Raw genomic sequence first — 24,909 nt, forward strand, 5'->3', positions numbered from 1 at the left:
TCAAATCCCCTTGAAGGCGTTATATTTTTCGAGTTCTTCAGGCGTATAGACCTGCATGAACTCGATCTCGATGCCGCCGGCGTCGTTGTCGAGGAAAGCGACGAACCCTTCGGGATGGGGGTGGGAGCCATAGACGCCGCAGGCCTGGCAGATGCGCAGATCGGCGCCCTGCGCCTTGGCGTGGTCGAGCGCCTTATCGATATTGTCGACGGCGTAGCAGATGTGGTGAAGGCCTTCGGCGCCACCGCGCTGTTTCATCCACGCGTCGAACCGTCCGCCCTCTTCGAGGGACTGGCAGAGCTGATATTCGATGCCGCCCAACTGGAAGAGCGCCACGCGGTTCTTGGACTTGGGATAGTCGATAAGGGCCGTATCGGTCGGCACGTCCAGGAATTTCGAATAGGCTTCAAGCGCCTTCTTCGCGTCCTTGACGCCAAAGGCCATGTGCTTGATCGAGAGAACGTTTGGATTGGTGGAAACGGACATAGTGGCTCCTTAGGCTGCCGGCGCTTTGCGCTCGGCGCGGATGGCGTTGACGACGGTTTCTATGCGGCTCATGGCCTCGCGAATGCGATCGACCGACTGGGTGAGCGACATGCGAACGAAGTCGTCCGTGTAGTCGCCATAAATTGTGCCCGGATACATGAGCACCCGGCCCTCGGTGAGGAGACGCTCGCAGAATTCGCTGGCCGGCAGACCGATCGCGGCGACATTGGCATAGACGTAAAAGGCGCCCTGCGGTTCGGCATAGGGAATGCCGAGCGCGTCGAGCCCTTCGCAGAGCGCCTTGCGGCGCTCGTCGTAGATGAGCCGCATCTCTTCGACGCAATCCTGCGGCCCGGTCAGCGCGGCAAGCGCGGCGTGCTGGCTGACCGAGGCGACCGAAATGGCGAAGGCGTGGTTGATCTCGGCCATGGCGACGATCAGTTCGCGCGGACCGGCAAAGTAGCCGATGCGCCAGCCGGTCATGGCATAGGCCTTGGAAAAGCCGGAGAGGGTGATGGTACGCTCGCGCATGCCGGGCAGCGACGCTACGGGCTGGATGCGCTGATTGCCATAGGTCAGGCGCGCATAGATCTCGTCGGAAATCACGATCAGATCGTGCTCGATCGCGAGCTTGGCGATCTTTTCGACTTCATCGGGTGCGGTGACCGTGCCCGTGGGATTATTGGGGTTGATCAGCACCAGCACCTTGGATTTTGGCGTGATGGCGGCTTTGACCATATCGGCGGTGAGCGTGAAGTTGGTCTCCATGCTCATGCGAATATTGACGACCGTAGCATCGGCGAGTTCGGCGGCCTGCCCATAGGGATTGTAGCCCGGGCATGGCACCAGGATTTCGTCGCCGGGATTGAGCAGCGCGAGGGCAATGACGAACATCGCATGCTGCCCGCCGGGGGTAACGACGATCTCGTCGATGGCGTAATCAGCACCGCCATAGGCCTTGATGTTTTCAGCGATTGCCGTGCGCAGTGCGGGGAGCCCGAGGGGGTGACCGTAATGGGTTTCGCCACGGCCGAGGGCATCCTGGCCGGCCTTGACGATATGGGCCGGGGTATCGAGGTCGGGATCGCCACGGCCGAGCTTGATGACATCTTCCAAGCCAGCAGCGATGTCGGTCATCTTGGTGATGATATGCGCGTCCTTGAGCTTGACGCGATTGGCCAGACGGTTGGCGTGCAGGTCTGATGCTTGCATGTCGCTCCCCTCCCCTAAAGGCTGTAAAGTTCGGTGTATTTGCTGGTGAGGTGCGCGATATAGGGCTCGGGGTCGAGCCTGCGACCCGTCGCCTTGATCAGCAGCTCGTCGCGCATGTAGCGGCGCCCATGCTGGTGCACATTCTCGACCATATAGGCCCGGAGCGGCTCATAGTCGCCCGTCGCGAGACCCGATGCGATGGTCGCGTCCTGCTTGGCGGTTTCGAACAACTGGCCGGCCATGACATTGCCGATCGTATAGTTGCAGAAGGTGCCAATCTGACCCGATGACCAATGCACATCCTGCAGCACGCCATTGGCATCGTTAGGCACATCGAGGCCCAGATATTCCTTGATCTTGGCGTTCCAGGCCTCAGGCAGATCCTTGACCGCCAGCGAGCCATCGATCAGCGCGGCTTCGATATCGGTGCGCAGCATGACGTGGAAATCGTAGGTCAACTCGTCGGCTTCGACGCGGATGAAGCCCGGCTTGCAGCGATTGACGGCGCGGAAGAATTCTTCGGCCGTCACATCGGTTAGTTGCTCGGGGTAGAATTTCTGCGCCTCGGCAAAGTTGACCTGCCAGAATTCGCGGCTGCGGCCGACATGGTTTTCCCAGAGGCGGGATTGCGATTCATGGGCGCCGAAGCTGACGCCGCCCACCGCATAGAGCCCGACCAGATCGGTCGCAAAAGGTGTGCGCGTGTAAGCAGGGTCGACACCCTGTTCGTAGAGCGCATGTCCGGCCTCGTGCAGCGCACCGAAAAGGCTCGCCGCCATGTAATTGGGATTGAAGCGAGTGGTGATGCGGACGTCATTGCGAGTGAACGACACTTCAAACGGATGCAGCGTCGTATCGAGGCGACCGCGGTTGAGATCGTAGCCGACCTTCTGCGCCATTTTCAGCGCGAAGGCGTGCTGCTGATCGACGGGATAATGGCGCTCAAGGAAATCGAAGCGCGGCTGGTCTTTTTCGCCGATGGCTTTCACCAAAGGGATCAGACCTTCGCGCAGACGGTCGAAAAGCGGCTTGAGCGTCGCGACCGTTTCGCCCGGCTCGAAGCGATACATCAGTGCATCATAGGGATGTTCGCTATAGCCGATGGCCTCAGCCATTTCGCGATTGAGCGCCACCGTCTGTTCTAGAATTGGCGCGAACTGACTGAAGTCGCTTTCGGCGCGCGCCTTCGCCCAGATGGCATGACCATTGGAGCCAAGCTCGGCGCGCTTGCGGGTCAGTTCGGCAGGAATGGCGAGGTGCCAGTCGATGGCTTCGCGTACCTGGGCGACCATGACTTTTTCCACAGATCCGTCAGCCATGCCGGCGACTTCGGCTTCGGCCTTGTCGAGCTGGGAGCGCGTATTGGCCGAAACCAGGAGGTCGCGGGTCAAAACGGACAGCGTTGCCAACTGCTTGCCACGGGTTTCGTGACCGCCATGGGGCATCATGGTGCGCGAGTCCCAGCTCAGGATCGACTGGGCGTTGAGCAGGTCGTTCACCTGCCCCACAGTTTCCATAAGCTGCGCGTAACTCATTGGCCTGACTATCTTTCTTGTTCAGTGCGGTTGTTTTTGCCGCTTTGTTGATCAGGTGCTTGACGACGCCCGATCCGTATGCACATTTGTCGTTTATCAGATTGTCGACAATCTAACGAGCTAATGTTGGACAGGGAATCTGAAGGTTGTCAAGCGATGCAAACGAGGCGTCTGAAAATAGTGGAACCGCACAAATGAGCAGTGATCTGGGGGGCCTCACCTCCAATGCCGACACCCTCGTCGCCATGGCCGTGTGCGGCTATGTCAGCACGCCATCGCTGCGGCCGGGGCACTACACGCACTACCCCGACGGCAAGGGCGTGATCCTGCCCGGCATGTTCGGCGTGACCTACAATGCCAGTGTCGGCGACAGGGCATTTGGCTGGGCGGGTGACCATGTCGAGCCCGGCGTTTCCATCGCCCATCCCGATGAAAAATCGGACATGGCGCTGCATTACCTCAGCTGCGTCGGAAATGAAGCGACCGTCATGTCAGGCCTCGCCAAAGGCGCCAAGGGCACGGTGACGGGAGAGCACGCGAGGCTCCTCGTCGCCTTCCCCGATGAGGTGAATGACCTCCTCAACATCGGCGATCAAATCCAGATCGAGGCCCTGGGCCGCGGCATTTCGCTCAATGAATTCCCGCAGATCGAGTTCAAGAAAACCAGCCCCAAACTGCTCAACGCACTGCGCCTGACGCGCGCCGGCAATGGCGCCCTGAAACTCCCCGTCGCCATCGAACTCCCCATCGAAATCATGGGCTCGGGCGCCGAGCTTAACTCCGAATATGTCGACCAGGACCTGATGAGCGGGGATCGCGCGCTGATGGCGGATCTGGGCATCGACCAGATGCGGTTGGGCGACATCATCGCCATCCGCCACGCCGACCATCACTTTGGCCGCTCCTATCGCGAGGGCGCCGTGTCCATCGCCATCTGCATTCACGGCGACTCCATCATGACGGGCCACGGGCCAGGCATCATGACGCTGATGAGCTGCGCCACCGGCGGTATCGAGTTCGAGATCGACCCCACCGCGAACATTTCCAATTATTTCCGCATCGGAGCCGCCAAATGACCGTGTCCTTCAACGAAGCCGATCTCGTTGCCGTTTCGGTTGGCGGCACCATCGCCCATCCTGGTTTTCCAGGCCTCCCCGCCGAGCCTTATCGCCTCGCGGCCGATGGCACGCCCTTCCTGCTGCCGGCCTGGGGCGGCATCGTCTACAATGTCTCGGTTGGCGATCGCGCCTTTGGCTGGGCGGCGGATTGCATCCACCCCGGCGTTTCGATCCGTGGCACGGACGACCTGAAAAACCGCGGTCTCAACGTCTTTGCCTGCCTCGGCAATACGGCGACGGTGATGACCGGCCAGGCGCAGGGAGCGAAAGGCGTCGTGACCGGCAAGTCAGGTCGCTTCTCCGAGCAGGTGATCGTCCACTTCCCCAACGACGTCCGCAAGAAGATGGCGATCGGCGACCAGATCCTCGTCAAGTCCTACGGCACCGGCCTGTCCATCCACGGCCACGAAGCGATCAATTGCAAAGGCCTCTCGCCTGATCTGCTGAAGGCGCTGCCCAGCAAGGTCGAAGACGGCGTGCTCAAGTTCGGCGTCGTCGCCACAGTGCCGGCCTTTCTCGTCGGCGCCGGCGCGGGGCTGACGAGCGAAGGCGGAAGTCTTCATATGCAATCGACCGACAAAGCGGCGCTCAAGGAAGCTGGGCTTGATCAGCTCAAGCTGGGCGATGTCGTCGCCATCGAAAATACCGACAGCCGCTACAATCACGGCTATCTGCGCGGCGCGATGAGCATCGGCATTGTCGGCCAGACCGATGGCCCGCGCTCGGGCTACGGGCCCGGTATGACCGTGATCATGACGGCACCCAAGGGTGAACTCGGCTGTTACGTCGATCCATCGGCCAATATCGCCACGCTCCTAAAGCTTGAGGCTTAGACCGTGGCCATTTCCCTGACCAATGTCGACAAACCGAGCCTCGAACGGTTCATGGCCGAAGGCTTCGAGGCTCTGGGCCTTACCGCCGAAGACGCCAAGCTTTTTGCCGACGCACTGATTTTTTCCGAGCTGCGGTTTCACCCCGGCCACGGCCAAGGCGTCCGCCGCCTCCGCCGCTATCAGGAGCGCATCGGCGAAAAGCTCGTCGATCCGCGCGCCCAATTCGAAATCGTCAAACAGAGCCCTGCCCTTGCGCTCGTTGATGCCCACAACGGCATCGGCACCGTGGCCGCCGCCAAGGCCATGAAGCTCGCGATCGAGAAAGCCAAGGTGTCCGGCATCGGCCAGGTGATCGTGCGCAATTCGACCCATTACGGCTCCTCGGCCGTCCACGCCTGCCAGGCCATGGAAGCGGGATGCATCGGCATCGCCTATACCAATGCCGGCCCCGAAATGGCCCCCTGGGGCGCCCGCGAAGGCGCCGTCGGCACCAATCCATGGGGCATCGCTGCCCCGACCAATCTCGGCTTTCCCGCCGTCATGGATTTTGCTCTGACTACCGCCGGCAAGGGCATGATGCAGTGGCATTCGCGCGAGGGCAAAAAGATGCCGCTCGACTGGGCCCTGACACCTGCGGGCGAAGTCACCGACGATCCCGATGCTGCAATGAAGGGCCCCCTCCTCGCGATCGGCGAATACAAAGGCTATGGCCTTGCCTTCATGACTGACGTTTTGACCGGCGTGATCGGCGGCGGCGGCTTTGGCCTTACGCCCTATGCCGACCCGGCCGAACTCGATGTCTCGCACAGCCTCACGGCCATCGATATCGAATGGTTCATGCCGCTCGACGAGTTCAAGGCGCGCATGGGCGAATTCGCCCAAATGGTCAAATCACGCCAGACCCGCCCCGGCTTTTCCGAGGTCCTCATCCCGGGCGAGCAGGAAGCGCGCCGCGTCGCCAGGAAATCCCAGGCCGGTGTTCCACTCGACGATGAAGTGCTCGCCGATCTCGTCGCTCTCGGCAAGGAACTCGGCCTCAAATCCGAAATCCAGGCGATTGGCCCCTATAACGAGGCCCGGCTGTGAACCTGCGGCCCCCCCCCGTTAAACCGGTCCAGCCGCTGGGCCAGGCCTTCCGGCAGGACGTGCAGGCCCGCCTGCGCGTCGCCGCCGAATGGCGTGGCGTTGATGGCGTGCTGTTGCTCTCGCCGGCCAATGTCTTTTATGCCTGCGGCTTCAACTTCTCGGTCAACGAGCGCCCAATCGGCCTCTACGTGCCCGTCGATGGACCAGTACTTCTGTTCGTGCCCTTGCTCGAACTTGAAAATGCCCAGCCGGTCGAAGGCGTCGAACTCGCGACATACGAAGAATTCCCCGGCCTCGTTCATCCGATCGCCTGGATGCTTTGCCAATCCAAGGCCCGGCGCATCGCTATCGACACGCTCGACGCACGCCTTCTCGCAACGCTCAATACCCTTGCCGACGCAATCGTCCTCGAAGACCTCGCTGCGCCGCTGCGCTTCATCAAAACGGCCGAAGAACTCGAACTCACCCGCATCGCCGCCGGCTACGCCGACCTCTGCCTCTTCCGCTTGGCCAGCGAAGCCGGCGCCATTATCCGCAATGGCGGCAGCGAACTCGACCTCCTCGCCGACAGCACCGGTTTTGCCCTCGCGGCCTTGAAGCGCGACTACGGCACCGCCTTTGCGGGCACCAAGCTCGGCATCTCCGCCTCGGTCCATTCGGGTCCGCGCGCTGCCCTGCCCCACGGCTCGACCAGCCATCGTGTTCCCGAATATGGCGACACGATCATTTCCGGCATCGGCGCCAGCCTCGGCGGCTATCACGCCGAAAGTGGCATCACGCTCGTCGTCGGTGAAATGAGCGCTGACCAGCGCCATGTGATGACAGCCATGGCCAACTGCAATGATGCCGCCGTTTCCGCGCTAAAGCCGGGTCAACGTTGCCAGGATGTTAACGAAGCCGCCCTCGATGCGCTCAAATCGGCAGGCCTCGGCGACACGATCCGCCACCGCATCGGCCACGGCATGGGGCTCGAAGGCCACGAAGCGCCCTGGCTCGCGCCGGGCGATATGACCACCATCGAAGCCGGCATGGTTTTCTCCAACGAGCCCGGCGTCTACCGCCCCGGCCGCGACGGCTACCGCACCATCAACACCATGATTGTCCACGACAATCACGTCGAAATCCCCTCGCGTCTGCTCGCGACCCTTCCCATTGACCAGCGCGTCATTCCGCTTTGAGGACCTGAAATGCCCGAACCCGCCTCCTGGCATTATACCAAGATCACCAAGCCCATGTTCGACCTCAAGCCGGTCGATCAGGTCTTGAAAGGCCGCATCATTACCGCGGTCGGCGACGAGATCATTGACGATGGCTTCGTCGAAATCCGTGGCGGCAAGATCACCCGCGTCGGCACGGCCGCAGAGCTCGGCAACACCGATCTTGCGGTCGTCGATACCGGCGGCAAGACCATTATGCCCGGCCTGATCCAGTCCCATGGCCACCTGTCCTGGGATGGTGTGCATGAGCTGTCTTTCCAGTCCATGTATGACAGCCCGGAAATCCGCGCCTATAAGGCCGCCGGAAACATGCTGAAATCGCTGCGCGCCGGCGTCACGCTGGTGCGCGATCTTGGCGTTCACAATGCCAATCTCTTTGCCAAGCAGGCCGTCGCCCAAGGTTTCTTCCCCGGCCCACGCCTTCTCGTATCGGGTGAATCGATCATCCAGACCGGTGGCCACACTTATTGGGTTTGTCGCGAAGCCTCTGGCGCAGATGAGATGCGCCGCGCCGTGCGCGACCAGGTCAAGGGCGGCGCCGATCTCATCAAGATCATGGCCTGCCACGACACGCTCGAATTCACCGATGCCGAGCTTGAAGCCGTCATCGACGAGGCCCATCGCAACCGCCTGCCGGTCACGGCGCACGCCACCTATGACGCCTGCATTCGCCGCGTCGCCGAATTCGGCGTCGATTGCGTCGAGCATGGCGGCTCGATGAGCGACGAGACGATCCAGATACTCATCGACAAGAAAATCCCCATCGTCACGACCTTCTCGGCCCTCGTGATGCAGGCCAAGCCCGATATCGCCAAGGCATTCGGCATTCCCGAGTGGAAGGTGCTCGAACGCCAGAAAGCCGTCGGCGACAAGTCGCGCTTTGATGGGTTGGTGCGCGCCGCCAAGGCGGGTGTGCCGATCGTTTTCGGCACCGACGCCGGCAGCCCCGCGGTCGAGCACGATGTGATCGCGCCCGAACTCGCCTTCATGGTCGAGGTCGGCGTGTGCCCCAATAATCTCGACGCGCTGCGCGCCATCACCATTCGCGGCGCGCAACTTTCGAAAATGGACAAGAAGATTGGCACGGTCGAGGCAGGCAAAGAAGCCGATCTCATCGTCGTCGACGGAAAACCCGACGAGGATCTCTACGCGCTCGAACGCGTCGAGATGACCTTTATCGCCGGCAAGAGGATGCACTGATGAGCTTTCTGAACGACCATATGGCCACCCGCATCACCGAGGACGACGGCTCGTTCCGGACCAAGATGCTCGCCATCGCCGCCGGCATGACCAATGTCATCGCCATGGGTCGCGGCGATCCCGATTTCCATACGCCAGCCCATATCGTCGAAGCCGGCAAGAAAGCGCTCGACGACAACCAGCATCACTATACCGGTCCCCACGGCATCCCGCCGCTCCGGGCTGCCATCGCCGAGCACCTCAATAAGGAATATGGCCTCGACTATTCCGCTGACGACATTGCCGTCACCGCAGGCGTCCAGGAATCCATCACGCTGATCATGCTTGCGCTGATCCAGCCGGGGGACGAGGTACTCATCACCTCCCCGCGCTTCACCACCTATGACATGGCGGTCAACCTGGCTGGTGGCGTGCCCGTCCCGGTCCCGACGTTCCAGAAGGACGATTTCGCACTCGACCTCACCGAGATCGAAAAGCGCATCACGCCGAAAACCAAGATGTTCGTGTTGGTTTCGCCCAACAATCCAACGGGCGCCGTCACGCCGCCAGACGTCATCCGCGGCATCGCCGATCTCGCGATCAAGCATGACCTCATCATCGTCTCGGACGAGATCTACGCCAAGATCATTTATGACGGCTACGAGCACCTCTCGATCGCGACGCTTCCGGGCATGAAGGATCGCACCATCACGCTCAACGGGTTCTCCAAGACGTATGCGATGACAGGCTGGCGCGTCGGCTATATGGCCGCCCCTGCCGATTTCATCTCACGCATCACCGACACCCGTCATACGCTTTCGATCAACACATCGACCATCAGCCAATATGCGGCCCTCGCTGCGCTGACCGGGCCGCAAGAGCCTATCGAGGCGATGATCGCGGAATACAAGGCACGCCGAGATTATCTGCTGCCTGCGCTCGACGAAATGGGCCTGACCTACGGCAAGCCCGGCGGTGCCTTCTACGTCTATATCAACGTTGCCGGCACAGGCATGTCGACGCCCGAATTCTGCGAAAAGCTCCTGCGCGAAACCGGCGTCATGCTCTTCCCCGGCACCATGTTCGGCGACCATGACCCGAGCTATATCCGCATGTCGTTCCTGCAGCCGCTCGACAAGATCAAGGATGCGGTCGAGCGGATGAAGGTCTTCATCGCCAAGCACGCGAAAGTCGCCGCATGACCGACAAGCCCAATCCCGCCGAAAAGTTCGTTGGTATCCAGGTCAGCCCGATCAACTTCATCGACGAGGGTGTCGAAAACGTCCTCGACATCCTCAAGGACCGCGTCGGCGTAAATGTCCTGATGCTCGGCACCGTCTCCTGGCTTGGCCTCAAGACCGGGCGCTCGATCTCCCATAAGCTCGATGGCTGGCCCGACCATGGCGTGCCGGAACCTTTCGCCATGAAAGGGGGCGCTTACTTCGAGCCCGATCCGGCCTATTACAACGGCACTTTTATCAAGGATTATCGGGCCAAGGACCCCGAGTTCGAAGGCAAGGACATCCTCGACATGGTCATCGCCCCCGCCCACGAGCGGGGCATGAAGGTCTTCATCGAGCTGATGGAGCCGTTTTTCAAATATACCGGCCACGGCTCGACCAACACGGTCGATATCCCAAACCTCGCCCAGGCGATGGAAGTCGACATCTTCGGTCGCCTCGGCAGCGACCCATCGACCAGCCACCCGGACTATCGCAACTGGATCCTCTCGATGATCGAGGACCAGGTCCGCAATTACGATATCGACGGTGTCATGTGGTGCAATGAGCGCAATTCTCCGCTCGACACCCTGATTCAGGGCGGTGCGCCGGGTGATTTTTCGACCCATGCCCGCAAGGAAGCCCTGGAGCGCGGTATCGACGTCGAGGCCTGCCGCCGGGCGCTGCTCAATCTCTATAATTTCATGCAGGAAGCCGCGTCGGGCAAGGAATTCGCCGATGGCGCCTTCATCACCTTCATACGCACGCTTCTCGCCAACCCAGAAGCGCTGATCTGGGAGAAATTCTGGCTCGAGCGCAACAAGGACCTCGACCGCGAGCTTTATGGTCTCGTCAAATGGTGCAAGCCCGGCCTGAGCTTTGGGCTCAACGTCTGGAACCGCAACCATTTCAACATCTTCCGCCGCGCCCAATGGCCGTGGGAAGAGCAGACCATGTATGCCGATTGGGTGAAGCCCATCACCTATCAGCATCAGGCCGGCGAGGTGTTCACCAAGGAACTGGGCTTCTTCCAGAAGACCATTTTGCGCGATTTTTCGCCCGATGAAGCGACGGCAGTGCTCTATCGCATTCTCGGCCTCAACGAGGCGCCCTATGCCAACGTCATCGCCGCGGGCATGGACCCGGACACCTATGTGTTCGGCCAATGCGCGGATGCCGTGAAGGGCGTCAACGGCAAGGCCAAGGTTTTCATGGGCCTCGGCGTCGATGCCCCGCGCACGAAGGCCGAGACGGCCAAAATGACACCCGACATCGCCTATCGCTCCGTGATGGCGACCTACCGTGCCGGTGGCCATGGCGTCGTCCTCGCGCCCAATTATGCCAGCATGCACCTGACCAATCTCGATGGCGTGGCCAAGGCCCTGACAGAACTGGGGCTGAAGGATTGACGTATTACGACACCATCATCCGCAATGCGGACGTGCTGACCGAGACGGGGATCACGAAAATCGACGTGGCCATCTGGGGCGAAAAAATTGCCGCCCTGCTGCCGGCGGGTGCTGGAGAGGCCAGTGCGATCATCGACGGGGCTGGGCAAACCCTTTTGCCAGGCGTCATCGATATTCACTTCCATATCCGCGCTCCGGCCTATCCGGATCGGGGCACGGTCGAGAGCGAAACCAAGGCTGCGGCGGCGGGCGGCATCACCACCCTTTTCGAAATGCCGATCAGCAAGCCGTGCTGCAATTCGGCCGAACGGGTCGAGATGCGAAAGGCGCATTTCGCCGAACATGCCCGGATCAATTTCGGCATTTTTGGCGCTCCTGGCGACCTGACACCAGAAGCAGTCAGTGCCATGGCTGATGCCGGCGCCATCGCTTTCAAGATTTTTACGACCGAAGCCCCGGCCGGTCGCGATGACGAGTTCTTTGGCCTGTCGTTCCCGGACGAGGCAGACCAGATGCGCGCGCTCAAGGCCGTCGCGGCGACGGGCATTCCGCTTGTCGTCCATGCCGAGAGCGCCCAAATGATTGCGTTGAGGGAAGCGGCCGCTCGATCGCTCGATCTGGCCGATCCCGATACGCATCTCGCGGCGCGCCCAGCCATTTGCGAGGCTGTCGCGGTCGCCAAGCTTCTCACCATGAACATCGAGGCCGGCGCAAAGCTGCACATTGCCCACGTCACCAGCGCTCTGACAGTTGATGTTCTGAGGCGGTTCAAGGGAACGTCCGACTTTTCGGCGGAAACCTGTCCGCACTATCTCTTTCGCACCCATGACGATGTGCGCAAGGCAGGGGTTTTTGCCAAGATCAATCCGCCAGTCCGGCTCCAGGCAGATCAGGAAGCGCTTTGGTCCGCACTGGCAGACGGCACGATCGAGCATGTCACGACCGACCACGCGGCATTTTCCCATGCCGAGAAGCTTGCAAGCGCCAAGGATTTTCTGCGCGCGCCACCAGGTTCGCCGGGATCGGAAATTCTTCTGCCGTCCATGTTAGACGCCGTCGCCAAGGGCCGTATTTCGCTCGATAGAGCCATGGCACTCTTGAGCGCCAATGCTGCGGCCCGCTTTGGGCTGACGAACAAGGGACGCATTGCCGTTGGCGCGGATGCCGATCTGATCCTCGTTGACCCCATTGGCGTAACCGAAATCACCAAGGAAAGCCTCCACACCTTCGCGCGCGATGTGGCTCACCTCTATTACGGCGCGAAATTTTCGGGCCGGGTGACGCGAACATTGGTTGGCGGCAAGACCGTTTTTGATGGCGAAGTCGTTGGACAAGCGGGAGACGGCCACTTCGTCGCTCCAGACCGGACGATCCGACCCGACACCAGATTGAGGGCCTGACCCATGACTGACGCATTCGCATCTTCGTCTACGGCACGGACCAACGAACCGCCTCTCCTCGAGGTTGAAGACCTGCAGACCTCGTTCATCGTCGGCGAAGGCCAGGATGTGCGGGCCGTCGACGGCGTCAGCTTCGTCGTCAAAGGTGGCGAAACACTCGCCATCGTCGGAGAGTCCGGCTCTGGCAAATCCGTGACGAGCCTTTCCATCATGCGGCTTCTGCCCAAGAAGATTGGCCGCATTTCGCGAGGGACCATTCGCCTTCGCGGCAAGGATCTGGTGAGCTTGCCTGAAGGAGAGATGCGCGCCATTCGCGGCAACGACATCGGCATGATCTTTCAGGAGCCGATGACGAGCCTCAATCCAGTACACACCATCGGCACGCAGATCGCCGAAGTGGTCATGCAGCACGAAAAGCTGGGCAAAAAAGCTGCGCACCAGCGCGCTATCGAAATGCTCGAACTCGTGGGCATTCCGGAGCCGGTCCGCCGCGCCAGCCAATATCCGCATGAAATGTCGGGCGGCATGCGGCAGCGTGCCATGATTGCCATGGCGCTTTCATGCGAACCGAGTGTTCTGATTGCCGACGAGCCCACGACGGCCCTCGATGTGACCATCCAGGCGCAGATCCTCGACCTGATGCGCAATCTCCAGGCCAAGATGGGCATGGCGATCGTCTTCATCACGCACGATCTCGGCGTCGTTGCTGAAATGGCCGATCGGGTAGTGGTGATGTATGCCGGCCAGGTCGTCGAGACCGGTACCGTCGCCGAAATCTTCTCCAAGCCCCTGATGCCCTACACATCGGGCCTCATGCAGTCGATCCCGCGCATGGGCGAATTTGAAGAAAAGACGCGGCTCCAGACCATCCCGGGCTATGTGCCGCTCTTGACCAAGCTGCCCGGCGGCTGCCGTTTCCGCACCCGTTGCGCCTTTGCCGAAGAGCGCTGCGCGGCAGCCGAACCACCGCTCGAAGTGCTCGATAGTGGCCGATCCGTCCGCTGCGTGCGCTGGCGCGAACTCGATCTCAAGACCAAGGCGACGGCATGACCGAGACATCCTTTCCAACGCCAGTCGCTCCAAGTGATGCACTGCTCGATGTGCGACACCTCAAAAAGTACTTTCCGATACGCGGCGGTGTGCTGAGCCGCGTCGTCACCAATGTGAAAGCGGTCGACGACGTATCCTTTTCGATCCGCCGGGGCGAAGTCGTCGGGCTCGTCGGAGAATCGGGATCTGGCAAGACAACCGTAGGCCGAACCATTCTGCGATTGGGGGAGCCGACATCGGGCGTCATCGACTTTGATGGCGCTGATATCAGCAAGCTCTCAAAGCCCGCGATGCGGCGCTATCGCAAGCGGATGCAGATTGTCTTTCAGGACCCCTATGCCAGTCTCAATCCGCGCGAAAAGATCCGCACCGTGCTGGGGCATGCGCTGGCCGTCCACAATATCGGCACCTCGGCCGATCGCGAAGACCGGATCGTCGCCATGCTCGAACAGGTCGGTTTGAGCGGGGACTATCTCGATCGCTTCCCGCATGAATTTTCGGGCGGTCAGCGCCAACGTATCGGCATTGCCCGCGCCCTGGCCGTCGAGCCCGATTTCATCGTCGCCGACGAGCCGGTCTCGGCTCTCGACGTGTCGATCCAGGCGCAGGTCGTCAACCTCCTTGAAGACCTCAAGGACAAGTTCAGCCTGACCATGCTGTTCATTGCCCACGACCTGGCGGTCGTCGAGCATATCAGCGACCGGGTCATCGTCATGTATCTCGGGCGGATCATGGAGATCGCGCCGACGCGCACGCTCTATCACAATCCCAACCACCCCTACACCAAGGCCCTCCTCTCCGCAGTGCCCAATCCGGACATCACGGCGCGCAAGGATCGGATCATTCTCAAGGGCGATATTCCGAGCCCTATCAACCCGCCGTCCGGCTGCGTCTTCCGCACCCGCTGTCCCATGGCGATCGCCGATTGCGCCAAGGTCGTGCCGGTGCCGGTCGAAGTATCGCCCGGTCATTTCAGCGCCTGCATCCGCACCGCCCCACAACCGGCCTACGGCCAACTTGCCGCCCAGGATATGCCATGACCGATCTCGATGTGAAATTTGACCGCTACTACACCTATGACGAGATGACGGAGCGGCTGCGCCGGCTGGTCGCTGCTTATCCCGACCTCGCCACGATGACATCGCTCGCCAAGAGCTTTCAGGGGCGCGACGTCTGGCTGATCGAGATCACCAACCCCAAGACCGGTCCGGCGGCCGAAAAGCCTGGCTATTACATCGACGGCCAGATTCACGCCGAGGAGCACGCAACCTCGGCAGCGGCGCTTTATGCCGTCTATCACCTGCTGACCAAGTACGGCACCGACGAAGAAGCGACGCGCCTTCTCGATACGCAGGTGTTCTACATTCTCCCGCGCATCAATCCGGACGGCGCAGAGCTATCGCTGGTGCCGCCTTATTACAACTGGTGCGGCAATGGGCGCTTCATGCCTGGCGCCGATCGGCTTGAGGGGTTGATCCCCGAAGACATCGACGGCGATGGCTACATCGTCTGGATGCGCGTGCCGGACCCGAAGGGCGAGTGGAAAAAGAGCGCCAGCAATCCCGACATCATGGTGCAGCGCACGCCGGGCGAGGAAGGCGGCGAATATTACCGCATGTACCCCGAGGGCACCGTCCGCAACTATGATGGGGTGAACATCCCGGTCGAAAAGCCGTTCGACGGCAATATGAACCGCAACTTCCCGACGCACTGGTCTCCACAAGAATACGGCGCCGGCATTCATCCGCTGTCGGAGCCCGAAGCCTTCGGCATGGCGAAGTTCATTCTCGACCATCCCAACATCTGCGGCATGTGCGCCTATCACACCCATGGCGGCATTATCCTGCGGCCATCCATGACCAAGCCCGATAGCGCCATGAGCGCGCGGGATATCAATCTCTATAAGGAAATCGGCAAGGTCGGCACGGCACTTACGGGTTACCCGACCGTCTCGATCTATGAGGAATTCACGCCGGACAAATCCGTCGTCCGTCGCGGTGGCCTGATGGACTGGACCTATGAGGAGATGGGCATCATCTCCTTCGGCACCGAGCTTTGGGATCTCGAGCGCACGGCTGGCGTGCCCAAGGAAGGCTATTATAACCTCTATCCGCGCAATGAAGAGGTGCAGCAAAAGGTCTATGATTACGTCAAGGCGAACATGGCCCAGAAAGGCTGGCGCGACTGGAAGCCATTCGATCATCCGCAGCTCGGCAAGATCGAGATCGGCGGCATGGTCAATATCTGGAGCTACCGCAATCCGCCGGGCAATCTGCTCGAAGAAATGGTCCGCCAGAACGTCCTCTTCAATCTCAAGCATGCGGCCGCCGCGCCGCAGGTCAAGGTCGAGGATGTGAGCATCACCGCCGTCGGCAGCGACCTTTATAAGGTGCGCGCAGTCATCAGCAATTTCGGCTATCTGCCGACCAATCTCTCGGACGTAGCCATCGCAAATAAGGTGGCCAAGCCCGTCACTGCCGCGATCAGCGTCGATGGCGGGGAGCTGGTGATGAACCCCGAAACCGCCGATCTCGGCAATCTGGCAGGCCGCAACGAACGCCTCTACCCCTGGTCACCTTGGGGTCAGCAATGGACCGCAAATGGCCGCCCCATCGAGTGGCTGGTCCGCGCCAAGCCCGGCGCATCGGTTACCGTCACCAGCCGCTCCGAAAAGGGCGGCACGCACCGGGTCACCACGACGATCAACTAAGTTCCTGTCCCAACTGGCTCCGGTCCTTCTGGGACCGGAGTATTTTTTATCGGGCAGCTATTTCCTGCACCAGATCCCAGGCCTTGATGCGCTGGTCGTTGAGACCACTGGCGTCCTGAACGGCCAGATGTACGAAAGCCGGTGCAAGTTCGATCGGGTCCTTCCAGATCTTGCGCATTTCCGGCGAATAGGTCGTTTCGCTCATCGGCGTGCGCATGGCATGACCGGGGGTCACGATATTGACCGAGACATTGTAGGGCGCGAACTCTTTTGCCAGCGCGCGCGACAGACCCTCGATGCCAAACTTCGATGCGCAATAAGTGCTCTCGTCGACATCGCCGACAATGCCGGCATTGCTGGAGACGTTGATGATGGCGCCGGCTTTTCGAGCCTTCATCCCCGGTGCGACCGCTTTGACGCAGAGGAAGGCGCCCTTGAGATTGACGCCCATCAGCCGATCCCAATCGGCGATGGTGACAGCCTCGACCGGCTTGAAGAATATGATGCCGGCATTGTTGACCAGAACGTCGATCCGGCCCGCCTCGGCTTCGATGGCCTTGAGCGCCGGCTCGATGCTCTCGGCGTCGGTGAGATCGAGTTTTCGCGGGCGGATATCGCCCGGGAGGTCGGCAAGACTTTTGAGCTCATCCTCCAACACATCGAGCGCATAAACCGTCGCGCCTTCCGCACCGTACAGCTGGGCGATGGCGCGGCCTAGGCCGCGCGCTGCGCCAGTGACGATGGCAATCTTGCCGTCCAGTTTACCGCTCATGTCGCGATCCTTCCGCCGTCGATGACAAGACCAATCCCGGTGACGAAGGAGGACTGTTTTGAAGCAAGGAACAGCACGGCCTCGCCGATTTCGTCGCCAGTGCCCATGCGCCCGAGCGGCGTGATCGAACGCCATTTTTGTTTCAGCGCATCAGGGTCTGTGGCTTTTTCCAAATTTCTCCGGTTCATGCCGGTGTCGATGACGCCCGGATTGATGGCGTTGCAGCGAATGTTGCGGGTCGCATATTCGATGGCGATGACGCGCGTCATCGACATGATGCCGCCCTTGGATGCCGCGTAGCTCAGATTGCCGCCGACATTGGCAAAGGCGCTGACTGATGAATTGTTGACGATGGTACCGCCGCCATTGCGCAACAGCGCCGGGATCGCGTGCTTACAACCGAAAAAAGTGCCCTTGAGATTGATATCGATCACGCGCTCGAAGAGGGCTTCGGTAACGTCTTCGGAAGGCATAACCGGTTGTTCAATGCCTGCATTGTTGAAGATGGTGTCAAGCTTGCCGTGATCTTTTTCCGCGCGGGCGATGAGTTCGGCGACCTGATCCTCCTGGGACACGTCTGTGTGCTGAAAGACAATCGACAGTCCCGCCGCTTTCGCCTCATCGGCCAGACGCGCGCCCTCAGCGTCATCGACATCCCCGACAACGACTTTCGCGCCTTCGCGGGCGAAAAGCATCGCAGTCGACCGCCCCATCCCGCTTGCGCCACCGGTGATCACGGCCACCATGCCTTCTAGTCTCACATCTACCCCCAGATTTGGTTGCCAAAGCCTACAGTATTGTATGCTTGTAATACAAACTCAAAGTCGTAGATTTGGGCAAACGGAGCATGTGATGAGCCTCTCGATTACCCTATCCAGCCCTCCCGACATCTACGCCCCTGCCAGTTATGAGCACGTGGCCCAAGCTGGCGATTTTGCTTTCATAGCCGGGCAGGTCTCGCGTGACAGCGCCGGTAAACTGGTCGGGCCAGGCAACGCCGGCGAACAAGCGGCACAGGTCTATCGCAACATCGACGCTATCCTCCGCCATATCGGTGCGGAGCGCGACCAAGTGGTGAAGATCACCACCTATCTCGTGGACCCGGCCGATTCCGCGGTAGCAGCGGCAGAGCGGAAGGCGTTCTTTGGCGAACACCGTCCGCCCCATACCGGTCTGATCGTCGCGGCGCTGGGCAGACCTGAGGTCAAGCTCGAGGTTGAACTTGTCGTCTATACCCCGCGCCAGGCTTAACCTAGCGCGAGGGCATCTGCGACGCGGCTCGCTCCATAATCGCGCTCGGCGGCAGCGCGGGTGATCTTCTCCTCGCGGAGGTCGGCGGCCAAGGCGGCAAGCGGACGCTCGCCGGGATCGCCAAAGCCCCCGCCGCCCAACGTTTCGACGCGGATCACTTCGCCCGCTGCGAGAACCAGCCCCGAGGCTTTGGAATGCAGATTTTCTTCCTGAGCCGTGCCGGGATTGCGCCGGATGCGCGTCACATTTGACGCCTTGCCACCGGCGACGCCGGGCGCCGGAATGATGTGGGCATCCGAGCGAGCCGAGAAGGTTGTATTGTCCTCCCGAATGCGGATCTGCCTTGCCATGCCCATGCCGCCGCGATGCCGCCCTGCCCCGCCGGAATCCGGCACAAGGCAATATTCGTCGAGCAGCAGCGGATATTCGAGTTCCAGCGCTTCGGCGGGCAGATTGGTGGAATTGACCGTGTGGACATGGACCGCATCCATGCCGTCGCGATCTGCAAAGGCGCCAGCACCGCCGCCCATGCTTTCGGGATAGACATAGGTCGCCTGGCGGCCTTCATGCCAGCCGGAGATGGAAACGGCCGAGGTCGAGTCATTGCACGAGGCCATGACCTTGTCTTCCGGCATGGCCTGGTAAAGCGCCCCGAACACGGCGCCGCAAAGACGGTTCGAAGTGACAGCACGACCAGCGACAGCGGCCGGCGCCTTTGGATTGACGATCGTGCCCGGGGGCGCGGAGATGCCGATGGGGTCGATAATCCCCTGATTGGGCATCAGGCCAGGATCGAGCACCGCTTTGACGCAATAATAGATCGAGGCCTTGAGGGCACTGTCCGGCAGGTTGATCGCCCCACGCGCCTGCGGACCCGAGCCCGCGAAATCGAAAGAGAGCTTGTCGCCCGCAATGGTTGCCGTGCAGACGATCGGCACCGGTTCGCCCGGAAAGCCGTCATCGTCCATGGCGCGCTCGAAGCGATAGACACCATCGGGCAAAGCCGCCACCCGGTTGCTCAGGCGCCGGCGGGTGTAGGTCAAAATGTCCTCTATAGCCTGCGACACCGCCGGCCAGCCCATGCGATCGACCAATTGCACCAGCATGGCGCCGCCGCGCACATTGGTGCCGATCTGCGTGCGCAGGTCGAGCAGCCGCTCCTCGGGATCGCGGGTGTTGTGGGCGATCAGTTCGAGCAGATCCTCGTCGATCTCTCCGCCCCGCGCGATGCGGATGATGGGCAGACGGATGCCCTCTTCGAAAATCGAGCGGGACGTGCCCGAGGTCGATCCTGGCGTCTTGCCGCCGACATCAGCATGATGCGCGATATTGCCGGCAAAGAACCGGACTTCGCCCTCATGATGCACCGGCGTGATGATCGAGATATCCGGCAAGTGGCTGCCACCAGCGAGGTAGGGATCATTGGCAATGAAAGCGTCGCCGGGCTTCATGGCCGACAAGGGGTAGCGCGCCAGCATCGCCTCGACGGCGCCGATCATGGCGCCGAGGTGAATGGGAATGTGGTCGGCCTGGGTCACCAAGCGCCCCTGCGCATCGAAAATCGCCGTCGAACAATCGCGGCGTTCTTTGATATTGGACGAGAAAGACGAGCGGATCAGGATCGACCCCATATCCTCGGCAATGGCGAGCAACCGGTTGGAAAACACCTCCATCTGGATGGCATCGGCAATGCGTTCATTGTCTTGGGTCACAGGTTGGTCTCCACGATCAGATTGCCCCAGCGGTCAGCGACGACGGTTTGTCCCGGCAGGATCAGGCTCGTTGCGCTCATTTCGTTGATAATGGCCGGGCCGGAGATCGACACACCGGACGGCAGGTCGCCGCGATGATAAATCGGGGTGTTGAGCCAGCCGTGAGTGGCATCATAATAGACGGGCCGGGAGCCTGTTTGAGCGGCCTCGAGACTTGATCCGCCCTGAACTTTCGCCTGTGGCGCCTTTTCGACGGCGCCGATCGCCTGCACGCGGGCCGAGACGAGCTGGATCGCCCGGTGTCGGATGTCGTAGCCATATTCTTTGACGTGGGCCGCGTGGAACCGCTCTTCGAGTTCTTCGAGATCGCCGTCACCAAGGCCGCTGCAGTCGACCTTGACCTCAAAATTCTGGCCGCGATAGCGGGCATCGAGAACACGATTGAAACGACGGTCGCCGGTGGCGACGCCTTCATTGTCGAGCCAGGCCGCACCCTCGGTTTCCATGGCATCGAAAAGGCCGAGGACGTGGGTCCAGTTCTCTGCGGTGCAATCTGAAAAGAAGCTGCGCACATAGTCCGAGCTGAGATCGGTCAGCAGCATGCCGCGAGCACAAAGGGTACCCGGCTCGCGGGGAATGAGAATGCGCGGCAGGCCGCATTCGACTGCGACTTCCGCCGCGTGAAGCGGTCCGGCGCCGCCGAAGGCGCAGAGGGCAAAGTCGCCCATGTCATAGCCTTTTTCCACCGACACCGACCGGATCGCGCGGCTCATATTGGCATTGGCGATCTGGATGATGCCGTGGGCGGCCGCTTCAAGCGAAATGCCAAGCGGCTCAGCGATGGCCTCGCGAATGACCCGGCGCGCCGCTTCGAGATCGATCTGCATGCGGCCGCCAAGCAGGGTCGTTGCGTCAAGACGGCCGAGGCAGAGATTGGCATCGGTAATCGTCGGCTCCGTACCGCCGCGCCCATAGGCGACCGGTCCCGGTGCTGCGCCGGCTGACCGCGGCCCGACTTTCATCGAGCCCGCGTCATCGATCGCGGCGATGGAGCCTCCGCCTGCCCCGATGACGTGAATGTCGAGCATTGGCGTCTTGACGGGATAGCCGGCGACGAGCCGCGCACTGTTGAAAAGCGGCGTGCAATTGTCGATCAAGGAAACGTCGGTCGAGGTGCCGCCGACATCGAAGGTGATGAGATTAGGCAGTCCCGCAACGCGCCCAATCTCAGCAGCGCCCACCACACCGGCCGCTGGCCCGGACACGCAGGTGCGCACCGGGCTTGCATAGACCGTGTCGATCGACATCAACCCGCCGTTGGAGTGGATCGTATAAGGCGCAGCGGGAATGCCGACATCAGCAACGCGCTTGCGGAAGCGCTGCAGATAGCTGCCCATGCGCGGGCCAACAAAGGCATTGACCGCGACAGTCGACATGCGTTCGAACTCGCGAAATTCCGGCAGAATTTCCGAGGAAAGGCTCACATAGGCATCAGGCAGAAGCTCGCGGACGACTTCCTTAGCGCGGGCTTCGTGTTCCGGCCTGCGATAGGAGTGGAGAAAACAGATGGCAACGCTTTCGACCCCGGTGGCCGCCAGTTTGGCGACTGCCTCGCGCAGCGAGTCCTCGTCGAGTGCCTGCAGCACTTCTCCATCCGGCCCGATCCGCTCAAGCACCTCGACGCGACGGTCGCGCGGGATCAGGACCGGCGGCTTTTCCATCCGGTAATCATAGATCGAGGGGCGAGCCTGCCGCCCGAGCTCGAGCACATCGCGAAATCCCTTGGTGGTCACGAGCCCGGTCCGCGCGCCGCGCCGCTCGATGACGATATTGGTCGCGACGGTCGTGCCATGCGCCAGATAGCTCACGGATGAAGGCGCAAAACCCAATTCGCCGAGCATGTCGCGCAAGCCATTCTCGATGGCTTCGGACGGATCATGCGGTGTCGAGGATGTCTTGAAAAAATGGACATCGCCCGAGCGGTCATCGAGCAAGGTGAAGTCCGTGAACGTGCCGCCAACGTCGACGCCAATACGATACATGTATGGGGAAACCCGGTTGAGAAGAGGCTATCTCTCCAAACCTTGTCATACAGTATACAATCGATCAACCGACTTTTTATCTGCTCTCTGCCCTAGCGGCTGATGGAGACGTCGCCGGTTTTCTTGCGCGCAATCAAGAGCATATGATCTTCAAGCGCCGCCTGGATATCCTTGAACGGCGTCGACGGCTTGGCGACCTGCGCCACGATCCAGTCGCGAAATTGCTCATGCTGCCGGGCGCTTGCCTCGAGGTCTTCGTCGCGGAACCGCTCGAAATTAAAGATGATCAGCACATGGCGCGCGATCGTGTCCCAGAGGGTACCGACGATAGGATTGTGCGCCGCCTGACGAATTGCGCGGTGAAATTCGAGATCGGCAATGAGCGAATTGCGCAGACTGCCGCCTTTGGCCGAGGCGATCATCATTTCAATAGACGGCTGAAGGACTTTGGGACTGCCTTGTCCCTTGCGCCAGTTCTCGATGGCGTCGCGCAGCATGAAGGTCTCGAGGCTGAGGCGGACTTCCATGATCTGCTGGGTAATGCCTGGCTCAAAGGCGGCGACGCGGTAACCCTTGTGCCCTCCGCCACTGATGATGCCCTGCGCGTGCAGCACCTTCAGCGCCTCGCGGATGGGCACACGGCTGACGCCCAGTTTTTCCACCAGCGTCGTCTCGACGATTCGCTCATTGGGCAAAATGATGCGGGTCGCGATGGCCTCGGCGATAGTATCGGCGACGCTTTCCGACAGCGAAATCCGCTTGGGTTGCGGGAGTTCGACGAGGTTTGCTTCGCCGTGCATGCGTGTCTCCACCTTGGGCGCCGGGGCAAGGCTTCGCCGCCAACACAAGGCCGCTTCTATCACCCAGCCTATTTCCCCACAACATTGCCTTACAGTTAGACAATCGAAGATTGGATTGATTATTCCGGGCCGAAGTCGTCAGCGTAAATGCCAACGTAGATCACACCATCGTCTGACACTTTGCCGCGATACATGCCCTCAGTATTGTGCACCAGCGAGACAGCGCCATGGCGATCTATCGCTATTATTCCCGCGCCAGCACCGTCTCCTTTCAGCTCGTTGACCGCGTTCTGTGTTGCATCGGCAAGAGGGGTATTAAGGTAGAGCATGCGCGATGCAATGTCGTGGGCGGTGCATCGGCGGATAAAGTACTCGCCGAGGCCTGTGCAGGACACGGCGACGACGCCATTGCGCGCATAGGTCCCCGCACCAATAATCGGCGCATCTCCCACACGCCCGGCGCGCTTGAATGTATATCCGCCGGTCGACGTTGCCGCTGCAAGATTGCCGGCGTCGTCCAGCGCAACGGCTCCCACCGTGCCGTGCTTTTCCGCTTCCGTGCGGCTGCGATTGAGTTTGCCGGTACGCTCGTCTTCGGCGCGCTGCCAATGCTGCTGTCGAAGGGGCGTCGTGAAATAATCCGGCTCGACCATAGCGAGACCTTGGCCGCGCGCAAAGTCGTCGGCACCCGCGCCGGAAAGCAGCAGGCACGCGCCGTCTTCCATGATCAGGCGCGCAGCTTGGATCGGGTTGCGAATGTGTCGGGCTGATGCGATGGCCCCTGCGGCCAAGGTTCGCCCATCCATGATCCCGGCATCGAGTTCATGCTCTTGCCGCTCGTTGAGGACTGCGCCATGGCCGGCATTGAAACTGGGATGATCTTCCAGCGCCACGACCGCAGCCTCGACCGCGTCGATGGCAAGGCCTCCCTCATTCAGCACAGACCAGCCAGCGGCAAGAGCGGCTCTGAGCCCCTCGCGAGCTGCGCGATAACCTTCCTCGGTGATCGACCCACGCGGGATGGTGCCAGCGCCTCCATGAATCGCAAGTGTCGCCAATTGATAGGTCTCCCTGAGATTGCAGCTTGATCGGCGCCGCCTTGTGGTCAACCCTGAGGCCAGTTCTGCCGCTGGTCAATCGGTGGTGCGTGGTCAGACTGGATTGGGATATCAGCCTTGAAAATTTCGGACATGAACTGGTTTGCCGTCGAGGACTATCTACGCCGAGACGATCGCGCGATCATCCCGCTCGGCTCGACGGAGCAGCACGCCTACCTCTCCAATAGTGTCGATTCGATCCTTGCGGAAAAAGTGGCGGTCGAAGCCGCAGAGCCAACCGGCGTGCCGGTTTTTCCCGTTCTGGCCTATGGCATCACCCCCTATTTCACTGCCTATCCCGGCAGCGTTTCGCTCCGCGCCGAAACCTACGGCCGGATCATCACCGACATGCTCGATAGCCTTGCCGGCCAGGGTTTTCGGCGCTTCCTTTTCGTCAATGGACATGGCGGCAACAGCCCGGGCCAAACGACGGCACTCGAATGGCTGAACGATTATGCGGACTGCCGGATACGCTGGCACAACTGGTGGAATGCACCGAAAACCTTTGCCAAGGTGCAGGCCATAGACCCCGTCGCCAGCCACGCGTCGTGGATGGAGAACTTTGCATGGACGCGATTGCCCAACATCGGCATGCCCAGCAGCCAAAAGCCGATGAGTGATTTGGACAAGCTGAAGACGATGGGGAGCAAGGCGGTAAAGGACTATCTCGGCGACGGTAATTTCGGTGGATTCTACCAGCGGCCAGACGAGGAAATGCAAGCGATCTGGGATACTGCGATCGACGAAACCAGGTCTTTGATCGAGAACGGTTGGGCTTAG

22 protein-coding genes are annotated in these 24,909 nt (G+C 61.0%); 13 read left to right on the forward strand and 9 right to left on the reverse strand.

Features of this window, described 5'->3' with window-relative positions:
* Genes ASG47_RS01315 through ASG47_RS01325 form a run of 3 tightly spaced genes read right to left on the reverse strand, consistent with a single transcriptional unit; the run spans position 1 to position 3,233 of the window.
* Positions 1 to 486: a VOC family protein gene (locus ASG47_RS01315; RefSeq protein ID WP_061906929.1), complete on the reverse strand. Its 486-nt coding sequence runs from the start codon at positions 484 to 486 to the stop codon at positions 1 to 3.
* 9 nt (positions 487 to 495) lie between these two features.
* Positions 496 to 1,698, reverse strand: a complete 1,203-nt coding sequence (locus ASG47_RS01320; RefSeq protein ID WP_061906930.1) for a pyridoxal phosphate-dependent aminotransferase — start codon at positions 1,696 to 1,698, stop codon at positions 496 to 498.
* A 14-nt stretch (positions 1,699 to 1,712) separates the two neighbouring features.
* Positions 1,713 to 3,233, reverse strand: coding sequence for a carboxypeptidase M32 (locus ASG47_RS01325; RefSeq protein WP_061906931.1), 1,521 nt, complete (start codon positions 3,231 to 3,233; stop codon positions 1,713 to 1,715).
* A gap of 194 nt (positions 3,234 to 3,427) precedes the next feature.
* On the opposite strand from ASG47_RS01325, the gene ASG47_RS01330 reads away from it, so the two are divergent.
* From ASG47_RS01330 to ASG47_RS01380, 11 genes are read left to right on the forward strand one after another with little or no spacing between them, the layout of a single operon-like run.
* Positions 3,428 to 4,309, forward strand: a complete 882-nt coding sequence (locus ASG47_RS01330; RefSeq protein ID WP_061906932.1) for a DUF4438 domain-containing protein — start codon at positions 3,428 to 3,430, stop codon at positions 4,307 to 4,309.
* Positions 4,306 to 5,184 carry a DUF4438 domain-containing protein gene (locus tag ASG47_RS01335; protein WP_061906933.1) on the forward strand — a complete coding sequence of 293 codons (879 nt, stop codon included), beginning with the start codon at positions 4,306 to 4,308 and terminating at the stop codon, positions 5,182 to 5,184. Before ASG47_RS01330 ends, ASG47_RS01335 begins: the two co-directional genes overlap by 4 nt.
* A 3-nt stretch (positions 5,185 to 5,187) precedes the next feature.
* Positions 5,188 to 6,270, forward strand: a complete 1,083-nt coding sequence (locus ASG47_RS01340) for an Ldh family oxidoreductase (protein WP_061906934.1) — start codon at positions 5,188 to 5,190, stop codon at positions 6,268 to 6,270.
* The gene (locus ASG47_RS01345; protein WP_061906935.1) at positions 6,267 to 7,448 is read left to right on the forward strand and encodes a M24 family metallopeptidase; all 1,182 of its coding nucleotides are present in this window, start codon (positions 6,267 to 6,269) and stop codon (positions 7,446 to 7,448) included. The genes ASG47_RS01340 and ASG47_RS01345 overlap by 4 nt, the downstream gene beginning before the upstream one ends.
* 9 nt (positions 7,449 to 7,457) lie before the next feature.
* Positions 7,458 to 8,687, forward strand: a complete 1,230-nt coding sequence (locus ASG47_RS01350) for an amidohydrolase family protein (RefSeq protein WP_061906936.1) — start codon at positions 7,458 to 7,460, stop codon at positions 8,685 to 8,687.
* The gene (locus tag ASG47_RS01355) at positions 8,687 to 9,868 is read left to right on the forward strand and encodes a pyridoxal phosphate-dependent aminotransferase (RefSeq protein WP_061906937.1); all 1,182 of its coding nucleotides are present in this window, start codon (positions 8,687 to 8,689) and stop codon (positions 9,866 to 9,868) included. Before ASG47_RS01350 ends, ASG47_RS01355 begins: the two co-directional genes overlap by 1 nt.
* The gene (locus ASG47_RS01360) at positions 9,865 to 11,295 is read left to right on the forward strand and encodes a hypothetical protein (protein ID WP_061906938.1); all 1,431 of its coding nucleotides are present in this window, start codon (positions 9,865 to 9,867) and stop codon (positions 11,293 to 11,295) included. The genes ASG47_RS01355 and ASG47_RS01360 overlap by 4 nt, the downstream gene beginning before the upstream one ends.
* A complete protein-coding gene (locus ASG47_RS01365; protein ID WP_061906939.1) occupies positions 11,292 to 12,695 on the forward strand; it encodes a dihydroorotase in 1,404 nt (467 codons plus the stop codon). Before ASG47_RS01360 ends, ASG47_RS01365 begins: the two co-directional genes overlap by 4 nt.
* A 3-nt stretch (positions 12,696 to 12,698) precedes the next feature.
* Positions 12,699 to 13,745 carry an ABC transporter ATP-binding protein gene (locus ASG47_RS01370; RefSeq protein WP_061906940.1) on the forward strand — a complete coding sequence of 349 codons (1,047 nt, stop codon included), beginning with the start codon at positions 12,699 to 12,701 and terminating at the stop codon, positions 13,743 to 13,745.
* Positions 13,742 to 14,785: an ABC transporter ATP-binding protein gene (locus ASG47_RS01375; RefSeq protein ID WP_061906941.1), complete on the forward strand. Its 1,044-nt coding sequence runs from the start codon at positions 13,742 to 13,744 to the stop codon at positions 14,783 to 14,785. Before ASG47_RS01370 ends, ASG47_RS01375 begins: the two co-directional genes overlap by 4 nt.
* Positions 14,782 to 16,455, forward strand: a complete 1,674-nt coding sequence (locus ASG47_RS01380) for a M14 family metallopeptidase (protein WP_061906942.1) — start codon at positions 14,782 to 14,784, stop codon at positions 16,453 to 16,455. Before ASG47_RS01375 ends, ASG47_RS01380 begins: the two co-directional genes overlap by 4 nt.
* Positions 16,456 to 16,501: 46 nt before the next feature.
* On the opposite strand, the gene ASG47_RS01385 is transcribed toward ASG47_RS01380, so the two are convergent.
* Positions 16,502 to 17,227, reverse strand: a complete 726-nt coding sequence (locus ASG47_RS01385; protein ID WP_061906943.1) for an SDR family NAD(P)-dependent oxidoreductase — start codon at positions 17,225 to 17,227, stop codon at positions 16,502 to 16,504.
* Positions 17,224 to 17,988 carry an SDR family NAD(P)-dependent oxidoreductase gene (locus ASG47_RS01390; protein WP_156463937.1) on the reverse strand — a complete coding sequence of 255 codons (765 nt, stop codon included), beginning with the start codon at positions 17,986 to 17,988 and terminating at the stop codon, positions 17,224 to 17,226. Before ASG47_RS01390 ends, ASG47_RS01385 begins: the two co-directional genes overlap by 4 nt.
* A gap of 91 nt (positions 17,989 to 18,079) precedes the next feature.
* Here ASG47_RS01390 and ASG47_RS01395 point away from each other — a divergent pair, with 91 nt between their 5' ends.
* On the forward strand, positions 18,080 to 18,478 hold the full coding sequence (locus ASG47_RS01395) for a RidA family protein (protein WP_061906945.1): 399 nt from the start codon (positions 18,080 to 18,082) through the stop codon (positions 18,476 to 18,478).
* Here the strand turns inward: ASG47_RS01395 and ASG47_RS01400 are convergent.
* The 4 genes from ASG47_RS01400 to ASG47_RS01415 all read right to left on the reverse strand — a co-directional run bounded on the left by ASG47_RS01400 (position 18,475) and on the right by ASG47_RS01415 (position 24,090).
* Positions 18,475 to 20,190 (reverse strand): hydantoinase B/oxoprolinase family protein, encoded by a 1,716-nt coding sequence (locus ASG47_RS01400; RefSeq protein WP_244487017.1) that lies wholly within the window; start codon positions 20,188 to 20,190, stop codon positions 18,475 to 18,477. The genes ASG47_RS01395 and ASG47_RS01400 overlap by 4 nt on opposite strands.
* Entirely contained in the window at positions 20,187 to 22,232 is a 2,046-nt protein-coding gene (locus ASG47_RS01405) for a hydantoinase/oxoprolinase family protein (protein WP_061906946.1), read from the reverse strand. Before ASG47_RS01405 ends, ASG47_RS01400 begins: the two co-directional genes overlap by 4 nt.
* A 92-nt stretch (positions 22,233 to 22,324) precedes the next feature.
* Complete coding sequence (locus tag ASG47_RS01410) at positions 22,325 to 23,032, reverse strand: GntR family transcriptional regulator (RefSeq protein WP_061906947.1); 708 nt, start codon at positions 23,030 to 23,032, stop codon at positions 22,325 to 22,327.
* Between the two features lie 119 nt (positions 23,033 to 23,151).
* On the reverse strand, positions 23,152 to 24,090 hold the full coding sequence (locus ASG47_RS01415) for an isoaspartyl peptidase/L-asparaginase family protein (protein WP_061906948.1): 939 nt from the start codon (positions 24,088 to 24,090) through the stop codon (positions 23,152 to 23,154).
* A gap of 117 nt (positions 24,091 to 24,207) precedes the next feature.
* On the opposite strand from ASG47_RS01415, the gene ASG47_RS01420 reads away from it, so the two are divergent.
* Complete coding sequence (locus tag ASG47_RS01420) at positions 24,208 to 24,909, forward strand: creatininase family protein (protein WP_061906949.1); 702 nt, start codon at positions 24,208 to 24,210, stop codon at positions 24,907 to 24,909.

Source organism: Devosia sp. Leaf420 (genome assembly GCF_001425445.1).
Lineage (GTDB): Bacteria > Pseudomonadota > Alphaproteobacteria > Rhizobiales > Devosiaceae > Devosia.